This window comes from Martinezella rhizogenes (genome assembly GCF_007002745.1).
In the GTDB taxonomy this organism is placed as follows: domain Bacteria; phylum Pseudomonadota; class Alphaproteobacteria; order Rhizobiales; family Rhizobiaceae; genus Agrobacterium; species Agrobacterium cucumeris.
In genome coordinates, this window is record NZ_SGNY01000009.1 from 34,751 (window position 1) to 58,317 (window position 23,567).

Below are 23,567 nucleotides of genomic sequence, written 5' to 3' on the forward strand. Positions count from 1 at the left end.
ATCACCCCGTTCCTGACTGAATTCGACTATTTTGGCTTATTGCCCGACCTTGGAGTTCCACTCCGACAGCCACTTGTCGCGGTTATCGAGCGTCACGTCGGACGGGATGAGCTGCAGGCTGCGAGCGGTTTCATCGCCATAGGTGATGTTGTTCGCCACCTCGTCGGATACCTTGACTTCCCTGTTCGTCGGGCTGTCCACCAGCTTTTCGGCCAGCGCCTTCTGAACGTCAGTCGACAGCCAGAAATCCATGAATTGCAGGGCAAGGTCCTCGTTCTTGGTGCCCTTCGGCACGACGAGCACGTTCATGCCGCCGGTCTGGCCTTCCTTGGGCGTGGCCCAGGCAAGCGGCAGGTCAAGCTTGGTGAAGGGCGCCCAGGAGAAGCGGCCAATCGGCGCTGCCCAGATTTCTTCCTGCTGCATCAGCTGCACCAGCTGCGAGGACTTGACGTAGAAAGTGACGATCTCGTCCTTCTTTTCACCCACGGCCTCGATGGCGCCGGAAAGATCAGGCGTGTCCTTGCCGATGGCCTTACCGAGCATATAAAGCGCCGGCGGGCCCTGATTGGTGGTGACGTTCGGGAAGGCGACGTGGTCGACAATGCCGTCCTTCAGGAGATCGGCCCAGCTGTCGATCTTCATCTTGTCGGTGCGGTAGACGATGGAGGTGGCGTAGAAATTGACGCCGACGCTCATGCCGTCGCCATTCGGGTCCTTGGCGATGTCATAGAGGTTTTCGATGTTCGGCACCTTGGACGCATCGATCTTCTGGATCAGGTCCTTGCGGGTGGCGGAAAGAGCATCCGCCATGGAGACGATGGCGAGATCGACCACCGGATTGGCCTTGTTGGCTTCCATCTTGGCCAGACGCTCGACGCTGTTGCCGGTCTCGACGACCAGCTTGCAGCCGCATTTCTGCTCAAACGGCGTATAGACCAGTTCCTTGAATTCGTCCTGCGCGAAGGCGTAGACCGAAATCGTCAGCGTCTTGTCCTGCGCCTCAGCCGCTCCCATCGTCAGCATCAGGGCAGCGCCCGATGCAAGAATGATCTTTTTCATGGTGTGAGTTCTCCTGCTGTGATTTTTTTGGCTTCAATCGCATCATGCTTTGCTTTGCCGGTGGAGCCGCGCATGATCAGCGCCATCGGTACTTTCGAGATTTCTGCCGTAACATCGACGGCGAGGCCGCCTTCGCTGACATCGTCAATGGCGCGCAGCAGCGCTCCAACCGCAAGATCGGCGATGCGGCCCATATCCATGCGCATCGTCGTCAGCGGCGGCGTGACCACGGCCGAGAAAATCAGATCGTCGAAGCCGGTGACACTGGCCTTTTCCGGCACTTCGATGCCTTCGCGCTGCAATTCGGTCAGCACCCGCAGCGCATGCAGATCGGAAACGGCGGCAAAAGCGGTAAAACCCTCAGCGACCCTGTCGGCAAGGCCAAGCCGGCAACCTGCGCCATCGGCTTTTTCGAGGGCGTCTATCCACAGTGCCTGTGCAACGCAGGTCTTGCCAAGACCATCGCGAATGCCACCGAGACGGTCGTTCTGCACGTTGGAATCCCGGTTTTTGCCGACCAGCACCACCTTTTTGTGGCCAAGCGCCGCCAGATATTCGCCAACCTGCCGGCCGCCATCCCAATGGTCGGCTGCGACTGTGTTTCCGGGGGTCGAGGGGCTGTCGATCACCGCAACGGGACAATCGACATCGGTAATGCGCGTGCCGCGGCGGGGAACGATAACCATTCCATCCACGCCGCGCTCGATAAGCCGGTTGATGGCATCCGTCTGCATGGCGATCTCGCCACGCGCGTCGGCAATCAGCACGCCGTAACCGGCACTCACCGCGGCCTTTTCGATGGCCTGCGCAATCTGTGGAAAGAGAGGATTGGCAATATCGGGCAGAACCAGCCCCAGAACACCTGATCTGCCGGTGCGCAGCGCCCTGCCCGCCGAACTCGGCACATAACCAAGTTCGCTTGCCGTCTTGCGGATACGCTCCGCCAGATCAGGCGAAACCCGGCCCTTGCCCGAAAGCGCATTGGACACGGTTGCCACCGACACGCCGAGTGCCGCTGCTATCGCGCTCAGATTGGTGGCAGGCCGTGAAGACGCCATGATGGACCGAAAGGGCTGATTAAACGTTTAATCACGATAGTCGAGTGAAACCGCCCTGTCGAGTCCACCGGGCGGCAAAATGGGCGAAAAGCTGGGCATAAGACATAAATGCCCGAAAAAAGTGCGGTTATTTTTGCAGCGGCAAACCATTTGTCGCGCGATAGGCCTCCACCTGTCGCACCAGCCAGTCGCGAAACAGCACGACCGGAACGTGATTGGCGCGAGAAAGCGGCGCCACCGCATAATAGGAGCTTGGGCTTTTGGCCTGATGATCGAAGGCCTTCACCAATTGCCGCGATTTCAACTCGTTGTCGATCAGGAAAAGCGGCATCAGCGCCACGCCAAGCCCGGCGATGCAGGCCTGCGCCACGCTGGAAAACTGCTCGAACCGCATGCCCTGCGGCAGGGCAAGCGACAGGCCAAGGCTTTCAAACCAGTGGCCCCACGCCCCCGGCCGCGAGGCCATGTGCAGCAACGGCAGGGCGGCGAGATCCCCTGCCTTTTCCACTGGATGCGTATTGAGAAACTGGGGGCTGCATACTGGAGCCACCATTTCATGCATCAGAAAGGTGCTTTCCGCCCCCGGCCAATCCGCCTGACCGATATGGATTGCCATATCCAACTGTTCACGCTCGAAATCGAACTGGCCGATGCGGGTGGCGAAATTGATGGTGATTTCCGGATGGCTGGAGACGAAATCGGGGATGCGCGGCAGAAGCCAGCGGGTGCCAAAGGTGGGCAACATCGCGAGGTTCAGCGTATTGCCATGCGTTTTGGTCATGAGCTGCAGGGAGGCGGAGCGTATCTCACCAAGAGCCGAGGCAATCGATTTCGCGTAAGTTTTACCCTCCGCCGTCAGCGCCACGCCGCGCGCGCCGCGCTCAAACAGGCGCACGCCAAGCTGCTCTTCCAGTGACATAACTTGCCGGCTGATCGCCCCTTGCGTCAGGGCCAGTTCGTCCGCAGCAGCCGAAAAGCTGCCAAGCCGGGCAACGGAATCAAAGGCGGCAAGCGCGCTGGTGGAGGGCAGGAGTTTGCGACTGAGAGATGTCATGCGGCTATTACTAAAGGTAATGCAAAAATGAGTAAACATGGCTTGTGCCATCTGGGGCGATTACCAATAATCCGGTCAGCAAATCCGGAGGCATAAAGTGAGCGAACGCGCAGCATTCAATTGGCAGGACCCTTTCCTGCTCGAAGACCAACTGACCGACGACGAGCGGATGATCCGCGATGCCGCCGCCGCCTTCGGCAAATCCGAACTCCTGCCGCGCGTATCGGAAGCCTATCTTTCTGAAACGACCGAACCGGAACTGTTCCGGCTGATGGGCCGCACCGGCCTGCTCGGCGTCACCCTGCCGGAAGAATATGGCGCGGCCAATGCAAGCTACGTGGCTTACGGCCTCGTCGCCCGCGAGGTGGAGCGGATCGACAGCGGTTATCGCTCGATGATGAGCGTGCAATCCTCGCTCGTCATCCACCCGATCTTTGCCTATGGCTCGGACGAGCAGAAGAAGAAATATCTGCCCGGCCTCGTTTCCGGTGAACTTATCGGCTGTTTCGGCCTCACCGAGCCGGATGCGGGCTCGGATCCCGGCGGCATGAAGACCCGCGCCGAAAAGATCGCCGGCGGCTATCGCCTGCGCGGTTCGAAAATGTGGATTTCCAACGCGCCGATCGCCGATGTCTTCGTCGTCTGGGCGAAATCGGAAGCCCATGACAACCAGATCCGCGGCTTCGTACTGGAAAAAGGCATGAAGGGCCTTTCCGCCCCCAAGATCGGCGGCAAACTTTCGCTGCGCGCCTCGATCACCGGCGAGATCGTCATGGATGGCGTCGAAGTCGGTGAAGACGCGTTGCTGCCGAATGTTTCCGGTCTCAAAGGCCCGTTCGGCTGCCTCAACCGCGCCCGCTACGGCATTTCCTGGGGCGTGCTCGGCGCTGCCGAAGATTGCTGGTTCCGTGCCCTTCAATATGGCCTCGACCGCAAGCAGTTCGGCAAGCCGCTCGCCGGCATGCAGCTTTACCAGAAGAAGCTCGCCGACATGCAGACCGAAATCGCACTCGGCCTTCAGGCATCGCTGCGCGTCGGCCGGCTGATGGACGAGCACAAGATGGCGCCGGAAATGATCTCCATCGTCAAGCGCAACAATTGCGGCAAGGCACTGGATATTGCCCGCCAGGCCCGCGACATGCATGGTGGCAACGGCATCCAGATCGAATACCACGTCATGCGCCACGCCCAGAACCTTGAAACGGTCAATACCTATGAGGGCACGCATGACGTTCACGCGCTGATCCTCGGCCGGGCGCAGACGGGCATTCAGGCGTTTTTCTGAGGCTTTCTCGGTGTCGAGGAATTAGGTTTTGCAGAGGCCTAAAACTTCTCCTTCGTCATGCTCGGGCCTGACCCGAGCATCTGCGACGGATTGATTTTACGCTACGTGGTTGGATCCTCGGGACAAGCCCGAGGATGACGACAAGCGGAAGACAAGTTTTGCCGCAGCTTGAGACCTCCGAAAATCATTTCGGAGGTCTTTTTGTTTTTCAGTTCGGGTGACGGCTCAGAAGGTGCCGCGAACGCCGATGCCGAACATGCGCGGTTCGGTCATGCTGGCCTCGATGCCGCCAATGCCGCGGTTCTCCTTCATCAGCGTCGGCGCACGCTCGTCGAAGACGTTCTTGACGTAAGCGTAGAATTCAAGCTCCTCCTGGAACTTGTAGCTCGCCCGCACATCCGCGATCGTATAGGGCTCGATCGCATAAACGGCCTTGTTATCCGTGTCGGAGTAATAACCGTCGAGATGGCGCACCTGCCCCGAGACGGTGAACTTGTCCGTCACGTCCCAGCTGGCGCCGATGGTGAAGCTGTAACCGGGTGACTTGGCGAATTCCTTGCCGAGATAGGCGGAATTGCTGGAAATCTCGTCGATTTTCGTCTTCAGCAAACCGGCGCTGGCCTTGAGCGTCAGATTGTCGAGAACCTGATAATCGGCACCGATTTCAAGGCCGTAAGCATGGGCTTCTTCGGCATTGACGGTGTAGGATTCGCTGATGCCCGTGGACACGACGATCGGCACGTTGAACTGCGCATCCTTCATGTCCATGTAGAACAGGTTGCCGTTGATCGTCAGCGTATCATCCAGCAAGCTGGCGCGGGTGAAGAGCTCATAGTTCCAGATGGTTTCCTTGTCGAAGGTGCGCCATTTGCTGGTCGTCAGGTCAAATGCAACGCCGCCGGGATTGTAACCGCGGCTGATTAAACCGCCCACCGTCCAGTCATCATTCACGGAATAAGCGAGCGAGGCCTTCGGCAGAATTTCAGAGAAAGTCTCGTCATAATTGACCGAACTTCTGCTTGTGGCGCTCAGCGTTCTGTAACCGTTGCGCTGAATCTGGTCCTGCTGGTAGCGCAGACCGCCGGTCAGCGTCCATTGATCCGTCAGGCGATAGCTCAGTTCGCTGAAGAGACCGAGATTATCCTTGGTGTCGTTGAAGCGCGATGTTCCGCGCAGATAAAGCACTTCATCGGCTTTCGTATGTGCGTAGAAAATACCCGCCACGCCGCTCAACACATCTTCTTGATCACCGAAGGTCACACGGGTTTCGTGGGAGGTGTTCTTCAGGTCGATATCGGCATCGCCGGTATTGGCAATGCCGACCCTGCGCTTGGCGATGGAGGAGGAAAACTGCGTCTGGTTGAACAGTTTCACACCATTTTCGAAATCATAGTTGATGTCGAGGATGCCGGTATTGGTATACTGGCTGAAGCTCGGCATCGTGTTGGTGATATGGTTCAGATCCTCGAAAGGACGCGATGCCGCTTCCTGGCTCGGACGATTGGAAGCATTATAGGAATAGGTGAGCTTGGTCGAAAGGCCGGGGATTTCCGAAGGTTCCCATAGAAGCTTGAAACGACCGTTGAACTCCTTGAAGTTCTGATCCGTGCCGTCATGGGCAAAAGCGGAATTGATATAGTCGATGAAGGTGTCACGACCGGAATAGTCGATCGCCATGCGTGCCGCCAGTTCGTCTTCGATCAGCGGACCGGAAAAGGCGAAGGAACCACGCTTCTGGTGATAATTACCGATCTCGGCCTGATAGCTCGCTTCCGGCGTAAATGTCGGGTCTTTGGTATTGACGAGGATGGCGCCGGCAATGGCGTTCGCACCCTGTGAGGTGGTCTGCGGGCCGCGGAAGACCTCGATGCTGTCGACATCCCAGATGGAGGTCGCGCCATAGATGAACTCGTTATAACCGAGATAGTGACCATCGACATTGATCGTGGCGCGCGGCACCGTGCCGGTAAAGAATGCGATGGAACCCGTATTCGGTCCCTGCGTGTCCTGTCCGCGAATGATCGGGGCGCTGACATTGTCGGTGTAAACGACGTTCGGAATATCCTTGATCGCATCCGAAACGGTCGGGTCGCCGGTCTTTTCCTTTTTGATTTTCTCGCTGGATATGACCGAAACGGACGACGCCGTGTTCTTCATATCACGCGCCACTTTTTCACCGGTCACGACGATCGGTTTGAGAACGGTCGTCCCCGCTGTCTCAGCCTGTTGATCCTGACCCAGGACCGGCGTTACAAACAGCGTCGCCAGCGTCAGAACGCTGACCCCGTTCATCAAACGACCGTTAGAGCGAAACCCCATAACACACCCCTAAATAAACATGAGTATTAAAGTCATATTCAAGTAACGGAAGCGTTATCTGTTTCGCAATAGAGAATACGTTCTGCATTGCGGACAACCGGGGTTCCGTAACGGGATGTGCCATATTTACAACAAAATTTATCGACCACGCCTCAGCGCCACGATTGGCAAAGTGTCGCAACGGCCGGTTTTCCTGCCAGAAATCAATTCCGGTTTTCGGGCCGATGCGTTAGGCATACGCAATTCAAAAATGAGGGAATCGGCTTGAACGCCATGAATGACGATGCCGATGACCTGCCTGAGAACGAGGGCGAGAAGCGTTCGGCGCTCATTCAATCCGTGTCGATCGCGGCGCGTTTTCTCGATCTTCTTGCAAAATCAGAGACGGCAGTCGCGCTTGGCGAACTGGCCAAACGCGCCGGCACCGGCCGTTCCACCACGCACCGTTATATGCAGAGTCTGGTGCGGGAAGGACTGGTGACCCAGGATCCCGCAAGCGGCTGCTACGATCTCGGACCGGCGGCACTGGGGATTGGCATCAGCGCGCTGCGACGAATCAATCCGGTCGAGACCGCCGGTCGCCAGATGAAGAATCTGGCCTCGCAGATCGGCGCCAGCTGCGGCGTGGCGATCTGGACCGATCGCGGCCCGACTGTGGTGCGATGGCACAGGAGCGCCAGCTTCTCCATCAGTACCGTGGCGCTCGGGGATGTTTTGCCGCTGGACAACAGCGCCTGCGGGCTGGTTTTTCAGGCTTACCTCCCGGCTGACAGAATTGCCGCCGTGCGCAAATTGCAGCCGGCCGCCTTTCGCGGCGCACGACCAGAGGCGAAGGTTCTCAACGCCATCCGCGAGGCAGGCGGTGCGGAACTCAACGAACATCTGTTTTCCGCTCTGACGGGAAAGGCGGCCCCGGTTTTCGACGCCCAGCGCGAAATCTGTTGTGTCGTCACCACCGTATCCTTCCTGGCAACCGCCGAGGCCGAGGGACATTTTTCGCGACTGCTCGAAACGGCCAGAAAAGCCACAGGCGAATCCGGCGGATCGTAAACCTATTCGGCCAGATGCTCCGCAAAGGTGTGGCCGGAATAGCCGGTGCGGAAAAGCCCGGCATCGCCAAGCCTGGGAAGCAACCGCTCCAATACCAGCCGCATTGACGCGACAGACCCGCCGGGCACCGCGACGAAACCGTCTATCGCACCGGCCTGCGCCCATTCCCGAATGGTTTCAAAAGCATCCTCCACGGTGCCGATGACCTGCCAATGGCCGGACCCCATCACTTCCGGCCTTTGCAGCAGGTCCCCGACGCTCAAGGTTTCCCGCTCGATCAACCGGCGCAAGAGGTTGGCATGGGTGCGACTTCTGGGTGTTTCAGGCGGCGATGGCAAATCCGAAACGGTGACGATCCGTGTGAGCGGCCAATCCGAGAGATCAAGGCCCGTCATGTCGCGGATGGAGGCAAAGGCACGGGCACGGTTGGCGCGAGCATGGGTCTCCGCGAAGAGTTCCAGCGCCTCCTTTTGGGTCTCCGCCAGATAGAGGCTGAGGCCCGGCATCAGCTTCACCCCATCCGGCTTGCGGCCATGCCCCTCGGCACGGCGGCGCAGATCCGCCCTGAGTTCGATGGCCGCCTGCATATCCGGCGTGGAGGCAAAGACCGCATCCGCCACCGACGAGGCAAAATCACGGCCTTCCGGCGACGCACCCGCCTGCACCAGCGGAATGCGGCTGGCATGGGCCGGCAGGTTGAGCGGGCCTTTGACGCTGAAGTGCGGCCCTTCATGCGCAACCGGCCGCACCAGCGAGGAATCGGCAAAACGCCCGCTTTCCCTGTCGAGCTTCAACGCCTCGTTCGGAAAACTTGCCCAGAGCTGCCGCACCACCTGCGTGAATTCGGCGGCGCGTTCATAACGCTCCTGCGGCGACGGCATTTGCTTGAGGCCGAAATTTTCGTGGCCGTCGAGGGCGGTGACGATGTTCCAGCCCGCCCGGCCATTGCTCAGCCAGTTCAGCGACTGAATCTGGCGGGCAACCACATAGGGTGGCAGAAAGGTCGTCGAAACCGTGGATAACAGGCCGACGCGACTGGTCTCCCGGGCGATTGCGGCGAGAAGCATGGTCGGGTCCATGCTGGCAAATCCGCCGCCGGTTTCCAGCCCTTCGGTGCGCAGAAAAAGCGTATCGGGCCGGAAGACGAAATCCACATGCGCCGCCTCGGCGCGCTGCGCCAGATCGACGAAATAATCGCTGGAAAACACCCCATCTATATCGCTGTTCGCGCGCCGCCACGCCTCGCCGCTGAGCCAGGTTGGGGCCAGCGACATGCCGACATGGAGCTTGGCTGCGACTGACATAATGCACCTCGACTGAAATAACCGGGAAAAAATCTGCGGGTTGAATCGGCAAATTTCGATTTGTGGAGAATTTTACTATAGTTTAGTGTCGCTTCAAGATCAGAGCGTCGCGCTTGCCGGAACGAGATCCGTTTTTCGCAAGATCGATATTTAAATTCAAATACTTATAACGGCTGTGCGACGTCTCGACGCATGGCCGAATGAATAATAGGAGTTGTATCCGGTGCTTGATGCGACGGACCTTCACGCCAGCTACGGACACGTCCCCGTCTTGAGAGGACTGTCCGCCCGTTTCCAGGCCGGGCGGGTGACGGCGCTGGTCGGCCCGAATGGCTGCGGCAAGTCGACGCTGTTGAAAACCATCATGGGTTTCCTGCCTTTGTCATCAGGCACAATAAGGCTGGGTGAGCGTTTGATCGGCGAAATCGGACGCCGGGAACTCGCCCGCCGCATCGCCTATCTGCCGCAGGAATGCCATTGCCCTGACTATATGACGCTTGGCGAGTTGGTTGAGCTTGCCGGTTACGCCCGCTACGGGCTTGGCGGCGGCCCGACCGAGCGCGACCGCACACTTTTTGCCGAGGCGCTGAAGACCGTCGGGCTGGAAGACAAGGCGAAAGCACAGGTCAACACGCTGTCCGGCGGCCAGCGCCAGCGCGCCTTCATCGCCATGGTGCTGGCTCAGGATACCGACGTGATCCTGATGGACGAGCCGGTCAACCATCTCGACATGAAATATCAATATGCCGTTCTCGGCCTCGTGCGCGAATTGACCGACAGGCACGGCAAGACCGTGATCGTCGTGCTGCATGACCTCAACCTCGCCTCCACTTTCGCCGATGATGTCATCATGCTGAAAGCCGGGCGGGTTCTGGCATCCGGGCCGGTTCAAAAAACCGTCACGCCCGAAAATGTCGCCGAGGTCTTCGATCTCGAAGCCGATATCTTCTCCCGTCAGGGGCGGCTCATCTGCGTGCCCAGGCTGGAGCGGCAGGAACAGGCCATTCCGGCATGACCTCGAAAATAACACTGATTTTTGCCGCCGCGCTGCTGCTGGCCGCCATCCTCACTATCAATCTGCTCGTCATGAGCGGCGACATGCCGCTTGCCGAAATCGCGGCAACGCTCTGGCGCGGCGAGGCCGACACCTATGAACAGTCGGTGCTTCTCTATCAGCAAATCCCGCGCTCGCTGATTGCGATCTATGTGGGGGCGACTACGGCCGTCAGCGGCTGCGTGCTGCAGGGGCTTGTCCGCAATCCCCTCGCCTCACCCTCCACCCTTGGGCTGAATGCCGGTGCGACGCTTTTTGTGGTCACCGGCGCGCTGGTGTTTGATGTCTCTCCCGAAATACAGGGGCTTACCGCACTCGCGGGCGCCGGTTTCGGTTTCATCGCCTGCTTCTTCGTCGCGCGCCTTGCCGGACGGTCGAACGATCCGCGCGGCCTGTCGCTCATCCTCGCCGGTGCTCTGGTTTCGATGCTGCTGATCGGCGTAACCAATGCCCTGCTGTTATCAAACCCCACACGGCGCAGCGAATTTCTAAGCTGGGTGGGCGGCAATATCAACCACGTCTATGCCGCGCGGCTCACCGATTTCTGGTGGATCGGAGCCATTGCGCTGGTGATTTTGTTGTCGGTCGCACGACCGCTGACGCTCGTTCTGCTGGGCGCGGAAAAGGCCGCCTCCGCCGGCGTGAACGTGACGCGTATTTCCCGGATCGCGCTCTTCGCCACCATGCTGGCGTCAGGTTCGGCCGTGGCGATCTGCGGCCCGATCGGTTTCGTCGGCCTCATTGTGCCGCATATGATCCGGCCGCTGGTCGGCGTGAATTTCACGCTCGCTTTGCCGGCGTCCGCCCTTGTCGGCGCGGGCCTCTGCGTGCTGGCCGACCTTGGCGCGCAAACTCTATTTGCGCCCTATGTGGTCAATACCGGGCTGTTCATGGACCTGCTCGGCGGCCTCGTCTTCATCGTCATCGTCAAGCGCTTTTATCTTTCGCCTTCGCAAAGGGGGCTGTCATGAAACGACATTTCGCCACCGATGGCAAAGCGGTGCTCAGGCTGCCGAGCGGTCTGCAAATCGGCATCGGCAATCTGAAGGCCGGCCTCGCGCTGATGGGGCTGGCGCTTGTGCTCGCCGCCATATCCGTCAGCCTCGGCAATACCCAAACCGGTCTGTTCGACCTTTTGCGCGGCCTTGCCGGCGGGCATCTGAGCGACGATCAGGCCTATGCGCTATGGACGGTGCGGCTGCCGCGCATTCTGCTCGGCTTCATGGCCGGCTGGAGTGTGGCACTGGCAGGCGCCATGCTGCAATCCGTCGCCCGCAATCCGCTCGCCGATCCCGGCCTGTTTGGTCTGAGCCAGGGGTCGATGACCACCATCATGCTGCTTCTGGTGCTGGTGCCGGCCGCGCCGAAAACCATGGTAGCGCTGGCGGCCGTCGGCGGCGGTCTGGCTGTGGCCTTCCTCCTGATCGCGCTTGTTGGACGTGAACGCTCCAGCGGACTTGCCATTCTGCTGATGGGGATAGCGATCGAATCCGCCCTTTCCTCCGTCTCATCTGTGCTTCTGCTCTACACACCGGCGGAAACGTCGCTTTCACTGGCCGACTGGATGGCGGGTTCGCTGTTTCAGGCAAGCTGGTCGACCATCCTCGTTTTCGCGCCGCTCTTTGTCGGAAGCATTACCGGTATTTTCCTCATCGGTCGGGCGCTTGCGGTCTTCGATCTCGGCAACGAGATGGCCATGGCGCTTGGCGAAACCATCAGGCATTCGCGCCCGCTCGTCATTGTTTTCGCGGTCATCCTCAGTGCCTCAGCCGTGACGGCGGTCGGCCCACTCACCTTTCTCGGCGTCATCGCCCCGCATCTCGCCACTTTCGTTTCGCCCGCCGTTGGCCGGGCCAGGCTTTTCCTGTCGGGGCTCACCGGCGGCATATTGGTGGTAACCGCCGATACGCTGTCGCGCGGGCTGGTGGCTGATACGCCGATGCCGATCGGCCTTGCGCTGACGCTGATCGGCGTGCCGCTTTTCATCCTCACGCTGCGCCTGCAGGCGCTGCGCAGAACCAACAGCCATTGAATGAACTGAATAAAGGGAATGCCATGCGAATTGCCATCCTACTCGCCGCCTTTCTGACCGCTGGAACGAGCCTTGCCGCCGAGCGCAGCGTGACCGATGCCGCCGGCCGCACCGTCTCCGTTCCGGAAAAGCCGCAACGCATCGTCGTCATGCACGAGCCGCTCCTGGGCGTGCCGCTGATGGATCTCGGCGTCAATGTGGTCGGCGCCTATGGCCGCAACAGCGACGGCAAATTCGCCACCGCCGTCGATTTTATCGATACCGTTCTTGGCGAAGGCCGTACGAAACCCAAGGGTTTTGGCGCAGTCGGCCAGATTGATCTCGAAAAGCTGCGGGCGCTGCAGCCGGATCTGATCGTGGCAACGGAAATGGATGGCGGCAAGGCCGAGCAGCTTTCCACCATAGCGCCCGTCTATCTGCAAAAGGTCAGCACCGGCCATGCCTATGGTTTCAGCGTGGAAGAAAATCTTGCCGGTCTCGTGGGTCGGAGCGACGCTTTCGCCGAACGCCGAAAAGCCTATGACACCAAACTTGCCGCGGTCAAAAAGACGCTGGGCGAAGATGTCAAAGGCAAGACCTATCTTGCGATCCTGCTGACCGACCAGATCAATGCTGTCGGCGACATGTCCGGCGCGGTGCAGGCACTGGAGGATCTCGGTTATGCCCGGCTGAAAATCGATAACGCCGCCTCTTCCGGCGGGCTTGGCTCCACCCTTGCCATGCCGCTGAGTGCCGAGGCTTTCGGCAAGCTCAATCCTGATCTGCTGGTGGTGATGAACAGCTATAACAGCCCTGCCCGCGGCGAGGATGGAACGCGCGCGGCACTGGAAAAGATCATTCCCGGCTGGGAACGTTTCGTGAAACCGGCCCGCGAAGGCAGGATCGTGTTCCTCGATTCCACCAGGGTCACGACGCCTTCCATTCCCAGCGCCCTGCACACGCTGGACGCGGTGGAAGGCTGGGCGGGCCGCCCCTGATATTCTTGAAAACAGCGCGTACCGGCGCGTATTTCATGCGCCGGCCATAAACTTGAGTTTTTGTGTAAAGTTATATTGCGACGGCCGGAAGCGCCTGTTATGGTTTGCACATCTTGAAGCAACGATGCCGGATTATCGCGCCGGATGACACTTCCGATTAGCGATCATCCCGCACGCCGATCCGGGACAACGAGACTGCCGAACCCGTCGGCAACATCCCACGAAAGACAACAGCATGAGCATAACCGACAGCATCGAAACCGCCGTTCCGGACCGTACTCCGAAACGTCATCGCCACGCCGTCAAGCTGCGCTGCCTCGATGTTGCGCGGGTGGAACAGCTCAGCCGGTCCATGGTGCGCATCATCCTCACCGGCCCGGAACTGGAGGGCTTTGCGAGCCTCGGTTTTGACGATCACGTCAAGATGTTCTTCCCGCTTCCCGGCGAAACCGAGCCGACCCTGCCGGTGATCGGCCCGAACGGCCTTGAATTCCCGGAAGGCGCACCGCGCCCGCTGGCGCGCGATTATACGCCGCGCAGCTTCGATGCCGAAAAGGGCGAACTCGCAATCGATTTCGCCACCCATCATGACGGCCCCGCCAGTAACTGGGCGAAAGCCGCAAAGGTGGGCGACCGGGCGTGGATCGCCGGTCCACGCGGCTCTTTCACCGTTCCCTTCACCTATGACTGGCATCTGCTGATCGCCGACGATACCGGCCTTCCGGCGCTGGCGCGGCGGCTCGAAGAAATGCCGGAAGGCACACGGGCTGTGGCGCTGATCGAGGTTGAAACGGATGCGGACCGTCTGGACATCGCCACAAAGGCTGACGCTTCGATCATCTGGGTGACGCAAAACACCGCGAGCGGAACCGATCACGACGCATTGACTGACGCGTTGCGCAAGCTTGAGCTGCCGAAGGGCGATTTCTGCAGTTGGGTCGCCTGCGAATCCAAGACTGCAAAGGAGATTCGTGCCCTCCTGATCGAAGAATTCGGCGCAAACCCCAAATGGACGCGCGCCTCCGGTTACTGGCGGCGCGGCGCCAGCGGCGTTCACGATCATTTCGATGAATGAGCCCACGGCGGCGGCGGATGTCATGCTGGAGGCGGGAACGATGCTGACAGACCTCAAGGCACTTCTTGCCGAGGTTCTGGAGGATGAGGCGCACGATATCGAACCGGGGGACAACCTGTTCGGCCACGGGCTTCATTCGCTCGCCCTCATGCGCCTCATCCCGCCGCTTTCGCAGCTTGCCGGAACGCGTCTCGACTATGACGAGCTGGCCCGGCAGCCCACTCTTGCCGCCTGGCAGGCGCTGATCGAACGGGCGCGCGTGGGAGACTGATCCCCGCCAACAGGATTTTTCGCGCCTGGCGCGATGTCCCTGAACATTTCCCAGAACATGTCCAAGGAGAGGACCATGGCAGCAGACAATACGCGTATGCTCGCACGTCGCGTCGAAGAGAGCTTCGACAGAGGCGACGCAGCACCGCCGAGCCAATATGAAGAGCAGATCTGGTTCAAGCAGTTTCAGGACCCCGATCAGGTCTTCCGGCATCTTCTCGCCTACCGCATCGGCGAAGAATGCGACCTGTTGCGCCTGACCGCAGCGCTGAAGACGATCGGCGAAGCCTGGCCCGAGCTTCGCGTACGCTTTGCCTTCGGAGAGGATGGCGCCCTTTCAAAAAGCATCGAAGCCCTGTCCGCCTCCGATGTGCAATTGCTGCAGGTGCCATCCTCAGCGGAAGCCCTCGCCCTTCTGCACGACCTTCAGGCAAGGCCCTTCGACGCCGAAACCGACCCGTCCTTCCAGGCGGTGGTGCTGTTGAATGAAGGGGAAATCCTGTTGGCCTTCCTGGTCCATGGCCTGCTCGGCGAAGTCCTCTCGCCGCAAATCCTGCTGGATGGCATTTCCGCCGCCTATGCCGGTGAGACACCAAAACCGCTTTCCGCTCGCAAGGTCGAAGATGGCGGTATCAACCCGCTTCCACTCGGCTGGCTGCAGCGCCCGGCCTCCGGCTCAGCCGTCGTGGCGTTGCGGCAAAACAGGCTGGAGAGGCCGGCAAGCCACAGCCATGGCGTCGATCTTCCCGCCACGCTGCTCGACCTCAACAGTTCTACCGCGACGAATGCGCTTCTGGCGCGTGCCGGTGCGCGTTTCGCCCTGTTCCTCGCGGCAGGCGACGGTCCCGAAACCGTGACGCTCCGCCTGCAAAACGATGCCCCTACGCCACCTTCAGCGGAGGCTGCATCGCGGATATCGATCTCGCGTCACCAATCGCCCGAACAGGCTGAGAAAACCGTACTGGCGGGACTGGAACAGCGAAACGACAACGATGACGAGCCCGCCACCTTCACACTGTATGCGTTGGCGGCGCCTGTTCAGCCCGTATCGGAGCATGGCCTCCAGTTCGAACCCCTGCTCCTGCCCTCCCTGCAATCCGGTCTTGGCCTCACCCTCGCCGCTGGCCCGACAGTTGCTGGCGACATCCGTCTCGAACTGACGGGCGGGAAGGAAATGTCGCCGCATGCGACGGCCTTCCTGCTGGAGCGTTTCGTCAGCCATCTCGAAGGCGGCGCAGATTTTTCCGGCATCGTACCTCAAAATGCCTCCGCAGCATCGGAGCAGCCGGCTCGCCTATCCGCCCACCCTGGCGATGACGCCACCGCCACGACCATCCTTGCCGAATTCCGAGAGGCGCTTGCCTCACCCGATATGGGACCGGACGACGATTTCTTCGATTTCGGCGGTCATTCGCTGATCGCCACCCGCATCATCGGGCGTCTGCTCGCCAATCACGGCATAGAGTTGCGTTTTAACGATCTGTTCAGCTATCCAAGCGCCGCCGCGCTCGCCACACAGGCGACCCGCCTCGAAACTGTTGCGCCCGCACATGCGGAAGCGACGGAAACCGGCTCACTGACCGCGCCGCTTTCGCTGGCGCAGATGTCGCTCTGGAAGGCCTATGCCGCCTTCGGTTTCGGCGAGATATTCAACATCCCCTTCGCACTCGATTTCCTCGATCCCGTCGATGAAAACGCTTTCGAATGCACCTTCCTCGACATCATCGAGCGCCACCCCGGCCTGCGGACCCATTTTTACGTCGAAAACGACACGGTGCTGCAGAAGATCGTGCCGATGCATGACCTGCCCGGCTATAAATGGTTCTGGACCAGCGAAGAAAGCCAAGGCGTGGACCGCCACGCAGAGGCCGGCTGGCGGTTCGATCTTGCGCGTGAATTGCCGATACGGCTACGCTTCCTGCGGGATGCACAGACCGGCCGGCAGGTGCTGTCCTTCCTCTTCCACCACATCGTGCTGGACGAATGGTCGGTGAACCTGATGATGGACGAACTGACCGAAGCCTACCGGGCAAGAGTGGCCGGCAAGGCCCCGGTTTTTGCAACCAAACCTGCGCCCTTCCATGAATTTGCCAGAAAACAGGTCGCCTCAGGCGTCAATGCCGGCCACCTTGCCTATTGGACCGATATGTTGCGGGATGCGCCGAAGGGCCTTGCCCTCAACGGGCAGGATAGCACCCCGCACGAGGCATCGCAGGACGAGGCGCCGGCGGGCGGCTGGGTCGAATTCAAGCTCGAGAAGCACGTCAGCGACGGGCTTTACGCCATTGCCAAGCAGAACAGCGCCTCGCTGTTCAACGTGGTTTATGCGGCAATCGCCGCATCGCTGCGCCATCTGGGTGGCTTGACCGATCTCGTGGTCGGCACCTCGGCTTCGGGCCGTACGGATAGCGGATATTTCGACACCATCGGCTATTTCACCACGGTCGTCGCCCATCGCGTACGCTTCGGCGAGAACATGACCGTTGGCGAGCTGATTTCTTCGGTGAAGAACACCATCAACGGCTCACTGGAACACAGCGAAATCCCGATCGATCTTGTCGAGGAAGCGCTGGGCATGACGCCGGGCCGCGACCATCTGTTCGAGGTCTTCATCCAGATTCACGCCAGGAACAAGCTGAATGGCACGCTTGCCGGACCAGATGGCAAACCGGTAGAGTTTCGCCAGATCGACCCCGACAAACACGAATCCATGCTTGGTCTGCAATTCGAGGTGATGGAAGAAATGATCGGCGGTGAACGCTCCATCCGTGTGCTGATGAGCTACCGTTCCGACCGTTACGGACCCAACGACGTCGAGCGGCTGCGCAACACCACCAGCGGTGTCTTCAGCCGTTTTGCCGAAGCCGGCGCTTCGAGCCGCGTGTTGACAACACTCGCCTGAGCTGGAATTGGGGCAAGAAAAACCCGGCTTCGCTTAGCGGAGCCGGGTTCAATTTGTTGGCAAAATCCTGGAAGCCCTCCTCCGTCATGCTCGGGCCTGTCCCGAGCATCTGCAACGCCTCGACTTATTGGACGTGATTAGATCCTCGGCACAAGGCCGAGGATGACGTAGAGTATAGGGGAAGCGTTATCGGCCTTCCCCTCAGACCGCCAAACGGAACGCCGTAGACGCCTCCGCCGCCACAAGCGTCAGCGCCTCTTCGCGCAGCATGGCATCGAGGAACAATGGCAGTTCCGCGCGGTAACGGGCGAAATCCTCCGCTTGCGTCAGCGCTGAATCCGCATCGATATGCAGGTTCAGGTCGCTGCCGTCATCTTCGCCACGGAAGGTGAGGTTAAAGCCATCACCGGGACCATTGGCCAGAATGTGCCGCGCGACGCCGAGCCTGGCAAAGACCGGCGCGCTGAAGGGCAGGACATTGATGAGCGGCGAGAAGAAGAAGCGCCGGCCCTTCGAGATTTCCCGGTCGGCAGCAATCTGCTCGATGCGGTAACGGCCATGCAGGCGTTGGCGGCGCAGATTGGCGGCATTGCGCGCCAGAAATGCGCCGACGCTTTCCTGTGGCTCGATCGTGAGGTGGAAGGGCAGGATATTGACGAGCATGGCCGGCATATGCGCACCGACACTGCCCCAGCGGCTCATGAAAGGCAGCCACAAGGTCAGCACATCACGGTCCGGACGGGGCAAAACCCGGTGAAGATAAAGACCGGACAGCAATACCAGAAGATCAGGCCAGCCAATTTCCAGACGGCCGGCTATCTGCTGTAACCGCATGCTGAAACCCTGTGGCAAGGCCGCATCGGCATGCAGGCCGCCGCCGCCGTAATCCTCGCAATCCTTGTCCAGCACGGGCAGATCGGCGGATGCTGAAAGATAGGTCGCCCAGAAATCGCGGTCCTTTTCGAAACGCCGGCTCTGCCTGTAGGCATCCTCTTCGGCAAGGAAACTGGCGAAGGGGTGGAAATCTGGTCCCGCTTCGCCCTTACCGCAATAATGTCCGTAAAGCTGGCCGCAACGCTGCTCCACCAGCGTCAACCCATAGCCATCCACGACGATGTGATGGGCGCGGATGTACCAGAGATAACGATCATCGGCGATGCGGTAGAGCAGCTGCGCGGAAAGCCTGTCGGTTCTGAGGTCCAGCCTCGCCTCCACATCGGCGTTCATGCGCCGCAGCGCCTCTTCAAAGGGCGCTTTATCCGTGCGGAGATCGACAAGCGCCACCACCGGGGCATGGCCGGCATCGCAGCATTGCTGCGGCGTCTCGCCATCCGCACCCATGCGAAAACGGATCGACAAAACCTCGGACTCGCGCACCGTGCGGGTGATTGCCTGAAGGAGCGCGCTTTCGTTCACCGCACCCGAAAGATCGATGTAATGGGCGACCGTGGAAACCGGCTCGTCGGGATGGAAGGAGAACTCCTCCCAGAAATCGAGTTGCGGCTGGGTCAGTGGAAGCCAGCCGCCGGCAGGATCGATATGCGCCATCTGTTTTTCCTTGAACTATTCCTGTTGCCGGGCGCCGCCCGAAATGGTTGGGATCACGCCGCCCTCGCAGCCAGAAGCGAAGTCACCTGCCTGGCGTTGCGGCACCGCAGAAGCTGCTGCGGCGTCAGTTCAACGCCAAAGGCGGTACGGATTTCCGCCGAAACGGCCTTCAGATGCGATGGCAGGAGGCCAAGCGCGAGAAGGTCGCTGCCTGCATCCACCGTCGCCGATTTTTTGCCCAGCACGCCGAGATAGATATCCAGCACCCGGCGGTCGCCCTGATCGACGGCGGTAACCGCAGGTGCGGAGATTTTTACCGGTTCCGCGCCACCCACCGCAGCCATCAGCAACTCCCGCGCCCGGCGGCGATCCGGCTTGCCATTGGCCGAAAGCGGCAGGTCATCAACCTTGAGGAACCGGCCAGGCACATGCGATTCCGGCAGATGGCTGCGGGCGAAATTGCGCAGATCAGCGCTGGAGAGTTCAAGGCCGGGGGCGGTGACATAAAGCACGCCAATGGCCGCCTCGCCCTTTTGCTCGACGCCATAGTCCACCACCAGCACCCGCTGGATGGCGGGATGGCGAATGAGTTCGTTTTCCACATCCGGCAGCGAGACGCGCACACCGCGCACCTTGACGTAGCCATTGACCCGGCTTGCAAACATGATCTTGCCATCCGGCCGGTAGCGACCCCGGTCACCGGTACGGAAGGCGCGCACCGGCTTGCCTTCGGGATCATCCACCGTGACGAAATCCGTCTGGGTGACGGCACCGTCCTCCAGATAACCGATCGCTACATTCACACCGACCGTATGGATGCGGCCAACCACACCGGCCGGGCAATGCTGGCCCTGATCGTTGAGGATGAAATAACGATTGGCCGGCAGGGGATGGCCATAGGGGATGGCCGCGACGTCCTCCGCAACGATCTCGTGCCAGATGCTCCAGATAGTCGTTTCAGTCGGGCCGCCGAGCGATATCAGCCGCAGATCGGGCTTCAGCCGGCGCAGGTCCTCGATGATGACGGGCTTGATGTAATCGCCGCCCTGCGCCACGAGCCGGAGTGACGCAAGCTGGTCGCCACGGCGGCAGGACAGCAGCATTTCAAGGATGGCCGGCACGGAGCACCAGAGCGTCACGCCATGTTCGGCCACCAGTTCGTTCCAGCGCACCGCATCCTTTTCCTCGCCCGGTTCCGGCAGCACCAGCGTCGCGCCTGCGACCAGCGCGCCGAGAACATCGAAGACCGACATGTCGTGGTGCAGCGGCGTGACGGAAATGAACACGTCGTTTTCCGTCACCGCCCATTCCGCAAGCGTGCTGCCGACGACATTGGCGGTGGCGCGGTTGGAAAGCACGACGCATTTCGGCTTGCCGGTGGTGCCTGACGTGTAGAGGTAATAAGCCGGTTCCTCGCTGCACGACAGCGCCCCCAGTTCCGCCAGGGCAACAGGCGTTCCCGCCGGTGCAGGCGTGGCGAGAAGCACCTCCGGATCGACGGCCTCGAAGCCCTGCGGAACGCTGCGGGCAACGATGATGGCCGGGCGGCAATTGGTCAGCAGATAGCGCAGCCTGTCTTCCGGCGAGCCGGCATCAACAGGCACCCAGATGGCGCCTGTCAGTGCCGCGGCGAGCGTGATGGCCGTATGTTCAGGGCTGCGCGGCAGGCACACCGCCACCACATCTCCTCGACCTATATTACGGGCCTTGAGGCCTGCCATCGCACCGGCCACCATCTCACCGAGTTCACCGTAAGAGATGCGCCTTTTACCGCTGACGAGCGCGGTGCGCGACGGGTCACCCTCGAAAAGATGCGCGGCGATCCGTTCCAGAAATAGCGGGCAGACGAAACTCCGCTCGTCGCCGTTCAGCCGATAATGGGACAGGTCGACAATATCCCGTGTATTGAAAGCGTAAGCGCCGTTATCCGTGATCGCGGCAATCGTACGCTCGATGGCCGCGAGAATATTCCCGACCATCGCGGCATCGATCGCCTCTTCGGCATAGTCGATATCGAGGACGAGATCACCCTGCGGATTTTGCGAAAAGCGGAAGTCCAGCGCCACCTGCGGCGTCTGCGTGAGACCGTCCTTCCAGCGCATGGTCGATTCGGGCGACAGCGTCGGCCAGCTCAGGCCGTTGGTGATGACCACCGGCAAAGCGAGCCCGCCCGCATTGGCATTGAGAAGCACGCGGTTGAGGTCGATGCCAGAAAAAGCAAGGTGATTCAGGCCTTCCAGCACATCCGTCTGCAGCCCCGCGGCCCGCTCGGCAAAGTCCCCTTTTGCCGCATTCCATTCGACTGCAATGAAGCTCGAACGATTGGCGAAGGCCCCTTCCACCTGCGGGGCGACAGGAATGCCGACAACGAGGGCGCCCTCATTCAGCCAGCGCGACAGCACATCGAGAATCACCGCCGTCAGCGCCGAATTCTTGAACAGCCGTACTTTCGCACCGATACGTGAAAAGGCGGCAAAGCGCTGTTTTTCAACGGTCAGGCTCTGACGGCTGTAACGCGAGACGGCGATGGTTTCGAGCGGAGCTTTCCACGGCAGCTGCGACGGCACTTCAGCAGTTTTCAGCTTTTCCGTCCAATAGGCGGCATCTTCGGCACGGGCCGCCGCCATATCTTCTTTCGGCGTTTTGGCCACAGCGGCAACCTCCGCCGGCAGGACGCCATCGAAAAGTTCCGCCGCAAGGCTCGCTATCGCACGGCCATCGAGGATGAGCGCATCGAAACGCAGAAAAGCCACGACACGGTCAGCCGTTGCCTCACGCGCCGGGAGGCGGAAGACCGTAACCTGCCAGGGAGAAGCGGCGAGATCAAAATGGGCATGGGAAAAATCCCGTCGCACGGCGTTCATCCGCGCTTCCGCCTCGGTAGAAGACAAAGCGGAAAGATCAACAATATCAAGGTTGATCTTCAACTCGTCGCTGACGACCTGCACCAGACGTCGCTCATCGATGCGGGTGCGCAGGCTCTCATGTCGCTCCACCATGGCGGCGAGACGTGATTGAAGCAGGGACGGGTCGATGCTGCCGCGATATTCACGAAACTCCTGCATCGCCACGCCGCTGAGGGGCAGATGGGTGCCACGACCAAGAAGATAGGCCTGTTGCAAGGGTAAGAGAGGACGTTCCATCGATTTTCCTTTCGCCTCGGCTGCCGGTTTCGGCTGCTGTGCGCCAAATCGTTCCACGCTTTCGGAAACGAGATCGGGTCTATCCGCCAGCTGGCGAAGAAGGCCTGTGTAGGCTTCAAACAGGGCGCGCAACCAGCTTTCCGGCAGGGCGTCGAGCCGCACATCCCAGTTGATCAGCAGACCCCCATCGAGCGCCGCGACCTGCGCATCCAGCGCGACCCCCGGCCCTTGCGAGACGGTGTGGACCATGGAGCCGAACACACGCCCGACCGTTTCCGAAAACAATTCCCCGCCCGCCAGATCGACGCCGGCGGTAAAGACCACGGGTGAGTTCTGCAAACCGCCGCGCAGACGGGAGAGGTCGCGCATGACGCTGACGCCCGGATAGGACTGGTGAGCAAGAAGCTCGCTCATCTCGTCAAACAGCCGCCGGAGCAGCGCTTCGAGGCTTTCATCCGGCCTGATATCGACACCGAGCACCAGCACATTGGAAAATTCGCCGACGATGCCATCGACCCCTTCCACCAGCGGCGCGCGCCAGAAAGCCGGCACGGACAGCCTGAACTTTTGCGCCTGTGTCGCCTGCGACAGAGCCACGGCGAAAACACCGAGCAGCAGCGCCGATGTCGTCACCGAGCAACGCCGCGCCACCTGCTCCAGACTACCTCGTTCGGCCGCCGAAAGCATGGTGGCGAAGCGATCCGTGTGAACGGCACAGGTGGCGTCTTCCGACAAAAATGGCAGCGGCGGCGTATCGGGAATATCCGCAACATGCTGCCGCCACCACAATCGGTCTCTTTCACGCAGGGTCCTCTGCTCCGGATCGGAGGCAAGACGCTCCACCCAGTCGAAAAAGGAGGGCGCCACCTCTCCCGAGAGCGCGGTTTCGTCTTTTCCTTCGCCCTCTTCGTAAAGGCGGGCGAGGTCTTCCATCACGATCCGCACGCTGGCGGGATCAATCGCCAGCATATCGGTATCCACATGCAACCGGCTGCGTCCCTGCGGCAGCAGGCTGAGCGAGATCGCCGCCGGGGATGCGGTGCGCAGATCGGTCTGCCGATGGCTCCAGTCCCGCCGTTTTGCCTCGAGCCGGTGCGCCAGAGCCTCCGAATCGAGGGCGGTCAGGTCTTCGACATCAAGGCGGAGTGGCCGGCCGACGGGGTCGACGGATTGGCGCCCTTCCGCATCGATCCTGAGGCTCAGCATGGGGTGACGCCGGCAGAGTTTTTCGACCGCAATGGCCAGTTTTTCCGCGACAAATCCCTGCCCGTCGAACTCGACGTAAAGATGGGGCGTAACTTTTCCGAGTATCCCATCCGCCTCTCGACCGACCCAATAGGCCACCTGCATCGGGGTTAAATTTAGCATGTGAGTTTGCACCGATTGACAAAACATGATTATCATAATCAAGTATAAGCCATCGTCAACCACTCGAAC

16 protein-coding genes are annotated in these 23,567 nt (G+C 60.5%); 9 read left to right on the forward strand and 7 right to left on the reverse strand.

What is annotated here, in order from left to right; genetic code table 11:
• Window positions 1-36 precede the first annotated feature (36 nt).
• From EXN68_RS21935 to EXN68_RS21945, 3 genes are all read right to left on the reverse strand, one after another.
• On the reverse strand, window positions 37-1,059 hold the full coding sequence (locus EXN68_RS21935) for an ABC transporter substrate-binding protein (RefSeq protein ID WP_142842854.1): 1,023 nt from the start codon (window positions 1,057-1,059) through the stop codon (window positions 37-39).
• Window positions 1,056-2,117 (reverse strand): LacI family DNA-binding transcriptional regulator, encoded by a 1,062-nt coding sequence (locus tag EXN68_RS21940; RefSeq protein ID WP_142842855.1) that lies wholly within the window; start codon window positions 2,115-2,117, stop codon window positions 1,056-1,058. Before EXN68_RS21940 ends, EXN68_RS21935 begins: the two co-directional genes overlap by 4 nt.
• 127 nt (window positions 2,118-2,244) lie before the next feature.
• Window positions 2,245-3,171 (reverse strand): LysR family transcriptional regulator, encoded by a 927-nt coding sequence (locus tag EXN68_RS21945; protein WP_142842856.1) that lies wholly within the window; start codon window positions 3,169-3,171, stop codon window positions 2,245-2,247.
• A gap of 97 nt (window positions 3,172-3,268) precedes the next feature.
• Here EXN68_RS21945 and EXN68_RS21950 point away from each other — a divergent pair, with 97 nt between their 5' ends.
• Window positions 3,269-4,456 carry an acyl-CoA dehydrogenase gene (locus EXN68_RS21950; RefSeq protein ID WP_142842857.1) on the forward strand — a complete coding sequence of 396 codons (1,188 nt, stop codon included), beginning with the start codon at window positions 3,269-3,271 and terminating at the stop codon, window positions 4,454-4,456.
• 225 nt (window positions 4,457-4,681) lie between these two features.
• Here the strand turns inward: EXN68_RS21950 and EXN68_RS21955 are convergent, their stop codons facing one another.
• Window positions 4,682-6,748 (reverse strand): TonB-dependent receptor, encoded by a 2,067-nt coding sequence (locus tag EXN68_RS21955; protein WP_142842858.1) that lies wholly within the window; start codon window positions 6,746-6,748, stop codon window positions 4,682-4,684.
• Between the two features lie 300 nt (window positions 6,749-7,048).
• Between EXN68_RS21955 and EXN68_RS21960 the strand changes: the two genes are divergently transcribed.
• Complete coding sequence (locus tag EXN68_RS21960) at window positions 7,049-7,825, forward strand: IclR family transcriptional regulator (protein ID WP_142843011.1); 777 nt, start codon at window positions 7,049-7,051, stop codon at window positions 7,823-7,825.
• A 2-nt stretch (window positions 7,826-7,827) separates the two neighbouring features.
• On the opposite strand, the gene EXN68_RS21965 is transcribed toward EXN68_RS21960, so the two are convergent.
• Window positions 7,828-9,129 carry an NtaA/DmoA family FMN-dependent monooxygenase gene (locus EXN68_RS21965; RefSeq protein ID WP_142842859.1) on the reverse strand — a complete coding sequence of 434 codons (1,302 nt, stop codon included), beginning with the start codon at window positions 9,127-9,129 and terminating at the stop codon, window positions 7,828-7,830.
• 214 nt (window positions 9,130-9,343) lie between these two features.
• On the opposite strand from EXN68_RS21965, the gene EXN68_RS21970 reads away from it, so the two are divergent.
• The 7 genes from EXN68_RS21970 (at window position 9,344) to EXN68_RS22000 (ending at window position 17,439) form a co-directional block, all read left to right on the forward strand.
• Window positions 9,344-10,144: an ABC transporter ATP-binding protein gene (locus tag EXN68_RS21970; RefSeq protein ID WP_142842860.1), complete on the forward strand. Its 801-nt coding sequence runs from the start codon at window positions 9,344-9,346 to the stop codon at window positions 10,142-10,144.
• A complete protein-coding gene (locus EXN68_RS21975) occupies window positions 10,141-11,154 on the forward strand; it encodes a FecCD family ABC transporter permease (RefSeq protein ID WP_142842861.1) in 1,014 nt (337 codons plus the stop codon). Before EXN68_RS21970 ends, EXN68_RS21975 begins: the two co-directional genes overlap by 4 nt.
• Window positions 11,151-12,215, forward strand: coding sequence for a FecCD family ABC transporter permease (locus EXN68_RS21980; RefSeq protein ID WP_142842862.1), 1,065 nt, complete (start codon window positions 11,151-11,153; stop codon window positions 12,213-12,215). The genes EXN68_RS21975 and EXN68_RS21980 overlap by 4 nt, the downstream gene beginning before the upstream one ends.
• 23 nt (window positions 12,216-12,238) lie before the next feature.
• Entirely contained in the window at window positions 12,239-13,192 is a 954-nt protein-coding gene (locus EXN68_RS21985; protein WP_142842863.1) for an ABC transporter substrate-binding protein, read from the forward strand.
• 235 nt (window positions 13,193-13,427) lie between these two features.
• Window positions 13,428-14,267 (forward strand): siderophore-interacting protein, encoded by an 840-nt coding sequence (locus EXN68_RS21990; RefSeq protein WP_142842864.1) that lies wholly within the window; start codon window positions 13,428-13,430, stop codon window positions 14,265-14,267.
• Entirely contained in the window at window positions 14,260-14,538 is a 279-nt protein-coding gene (locus tag EXN68_RS21995; protein ID WP_142842865.1) for a phosphopantetheine-binding protein, read from the forward strand. The genes EXN68_RS21990 and EXN68_RS21995 overlap by 8 nt, the downstream gene beginning before the upstream one ends.
• A gap of 75 nt (window positions 14,539-14,613) precedes the next feature.
• Window positions 14,614-17,439 carry a condensation domain-containing protein gene (locus tag EXN68_RS22000; protein WP_142842866.1) on the forward strand — a complete coding sequence of 942 codons (2,826 nt, stop codon included), beginning with the start codon at window positions 14,614-14,616 and terminating at the stop codon, window positions 17,437-17,439.
• Between the two features lie 201 nt (window positions 17,440-17,640).
• On the opposite strand, the gene EXN68_RS22005 is transcribed toward EXN68_RS22000, so the two are convergent.
• Together EXN68_RS22005 and EXN68_RS22010 are read right to left on the reverse strand one after the other, a co-directional pair.
• Entirely contained in the window at window positions 17,641-18,987 is a 1,347-nt protein-coding gene (locus EXN68_RS22005; RefSeq protein WP_142842867.1) for a condensation domain-containing protein, read from the reverse strand.
• 53 nt (window positions 18,988-19,040) lie between these two features.
• On the reverse strand, window positions 19,041-23,498 hold the full coding sequence (locus EXN68_RS22010) for an amino acid adenylation domain-containing protein (protein ID WP_142842868.1): 4,458 nt from the start codon (window positions 23,496-23,498) through the stop codon (window positions 19,041-19,043).
• Window positions 23,499-23,567 lie beyond the last annotated feature (69 nt).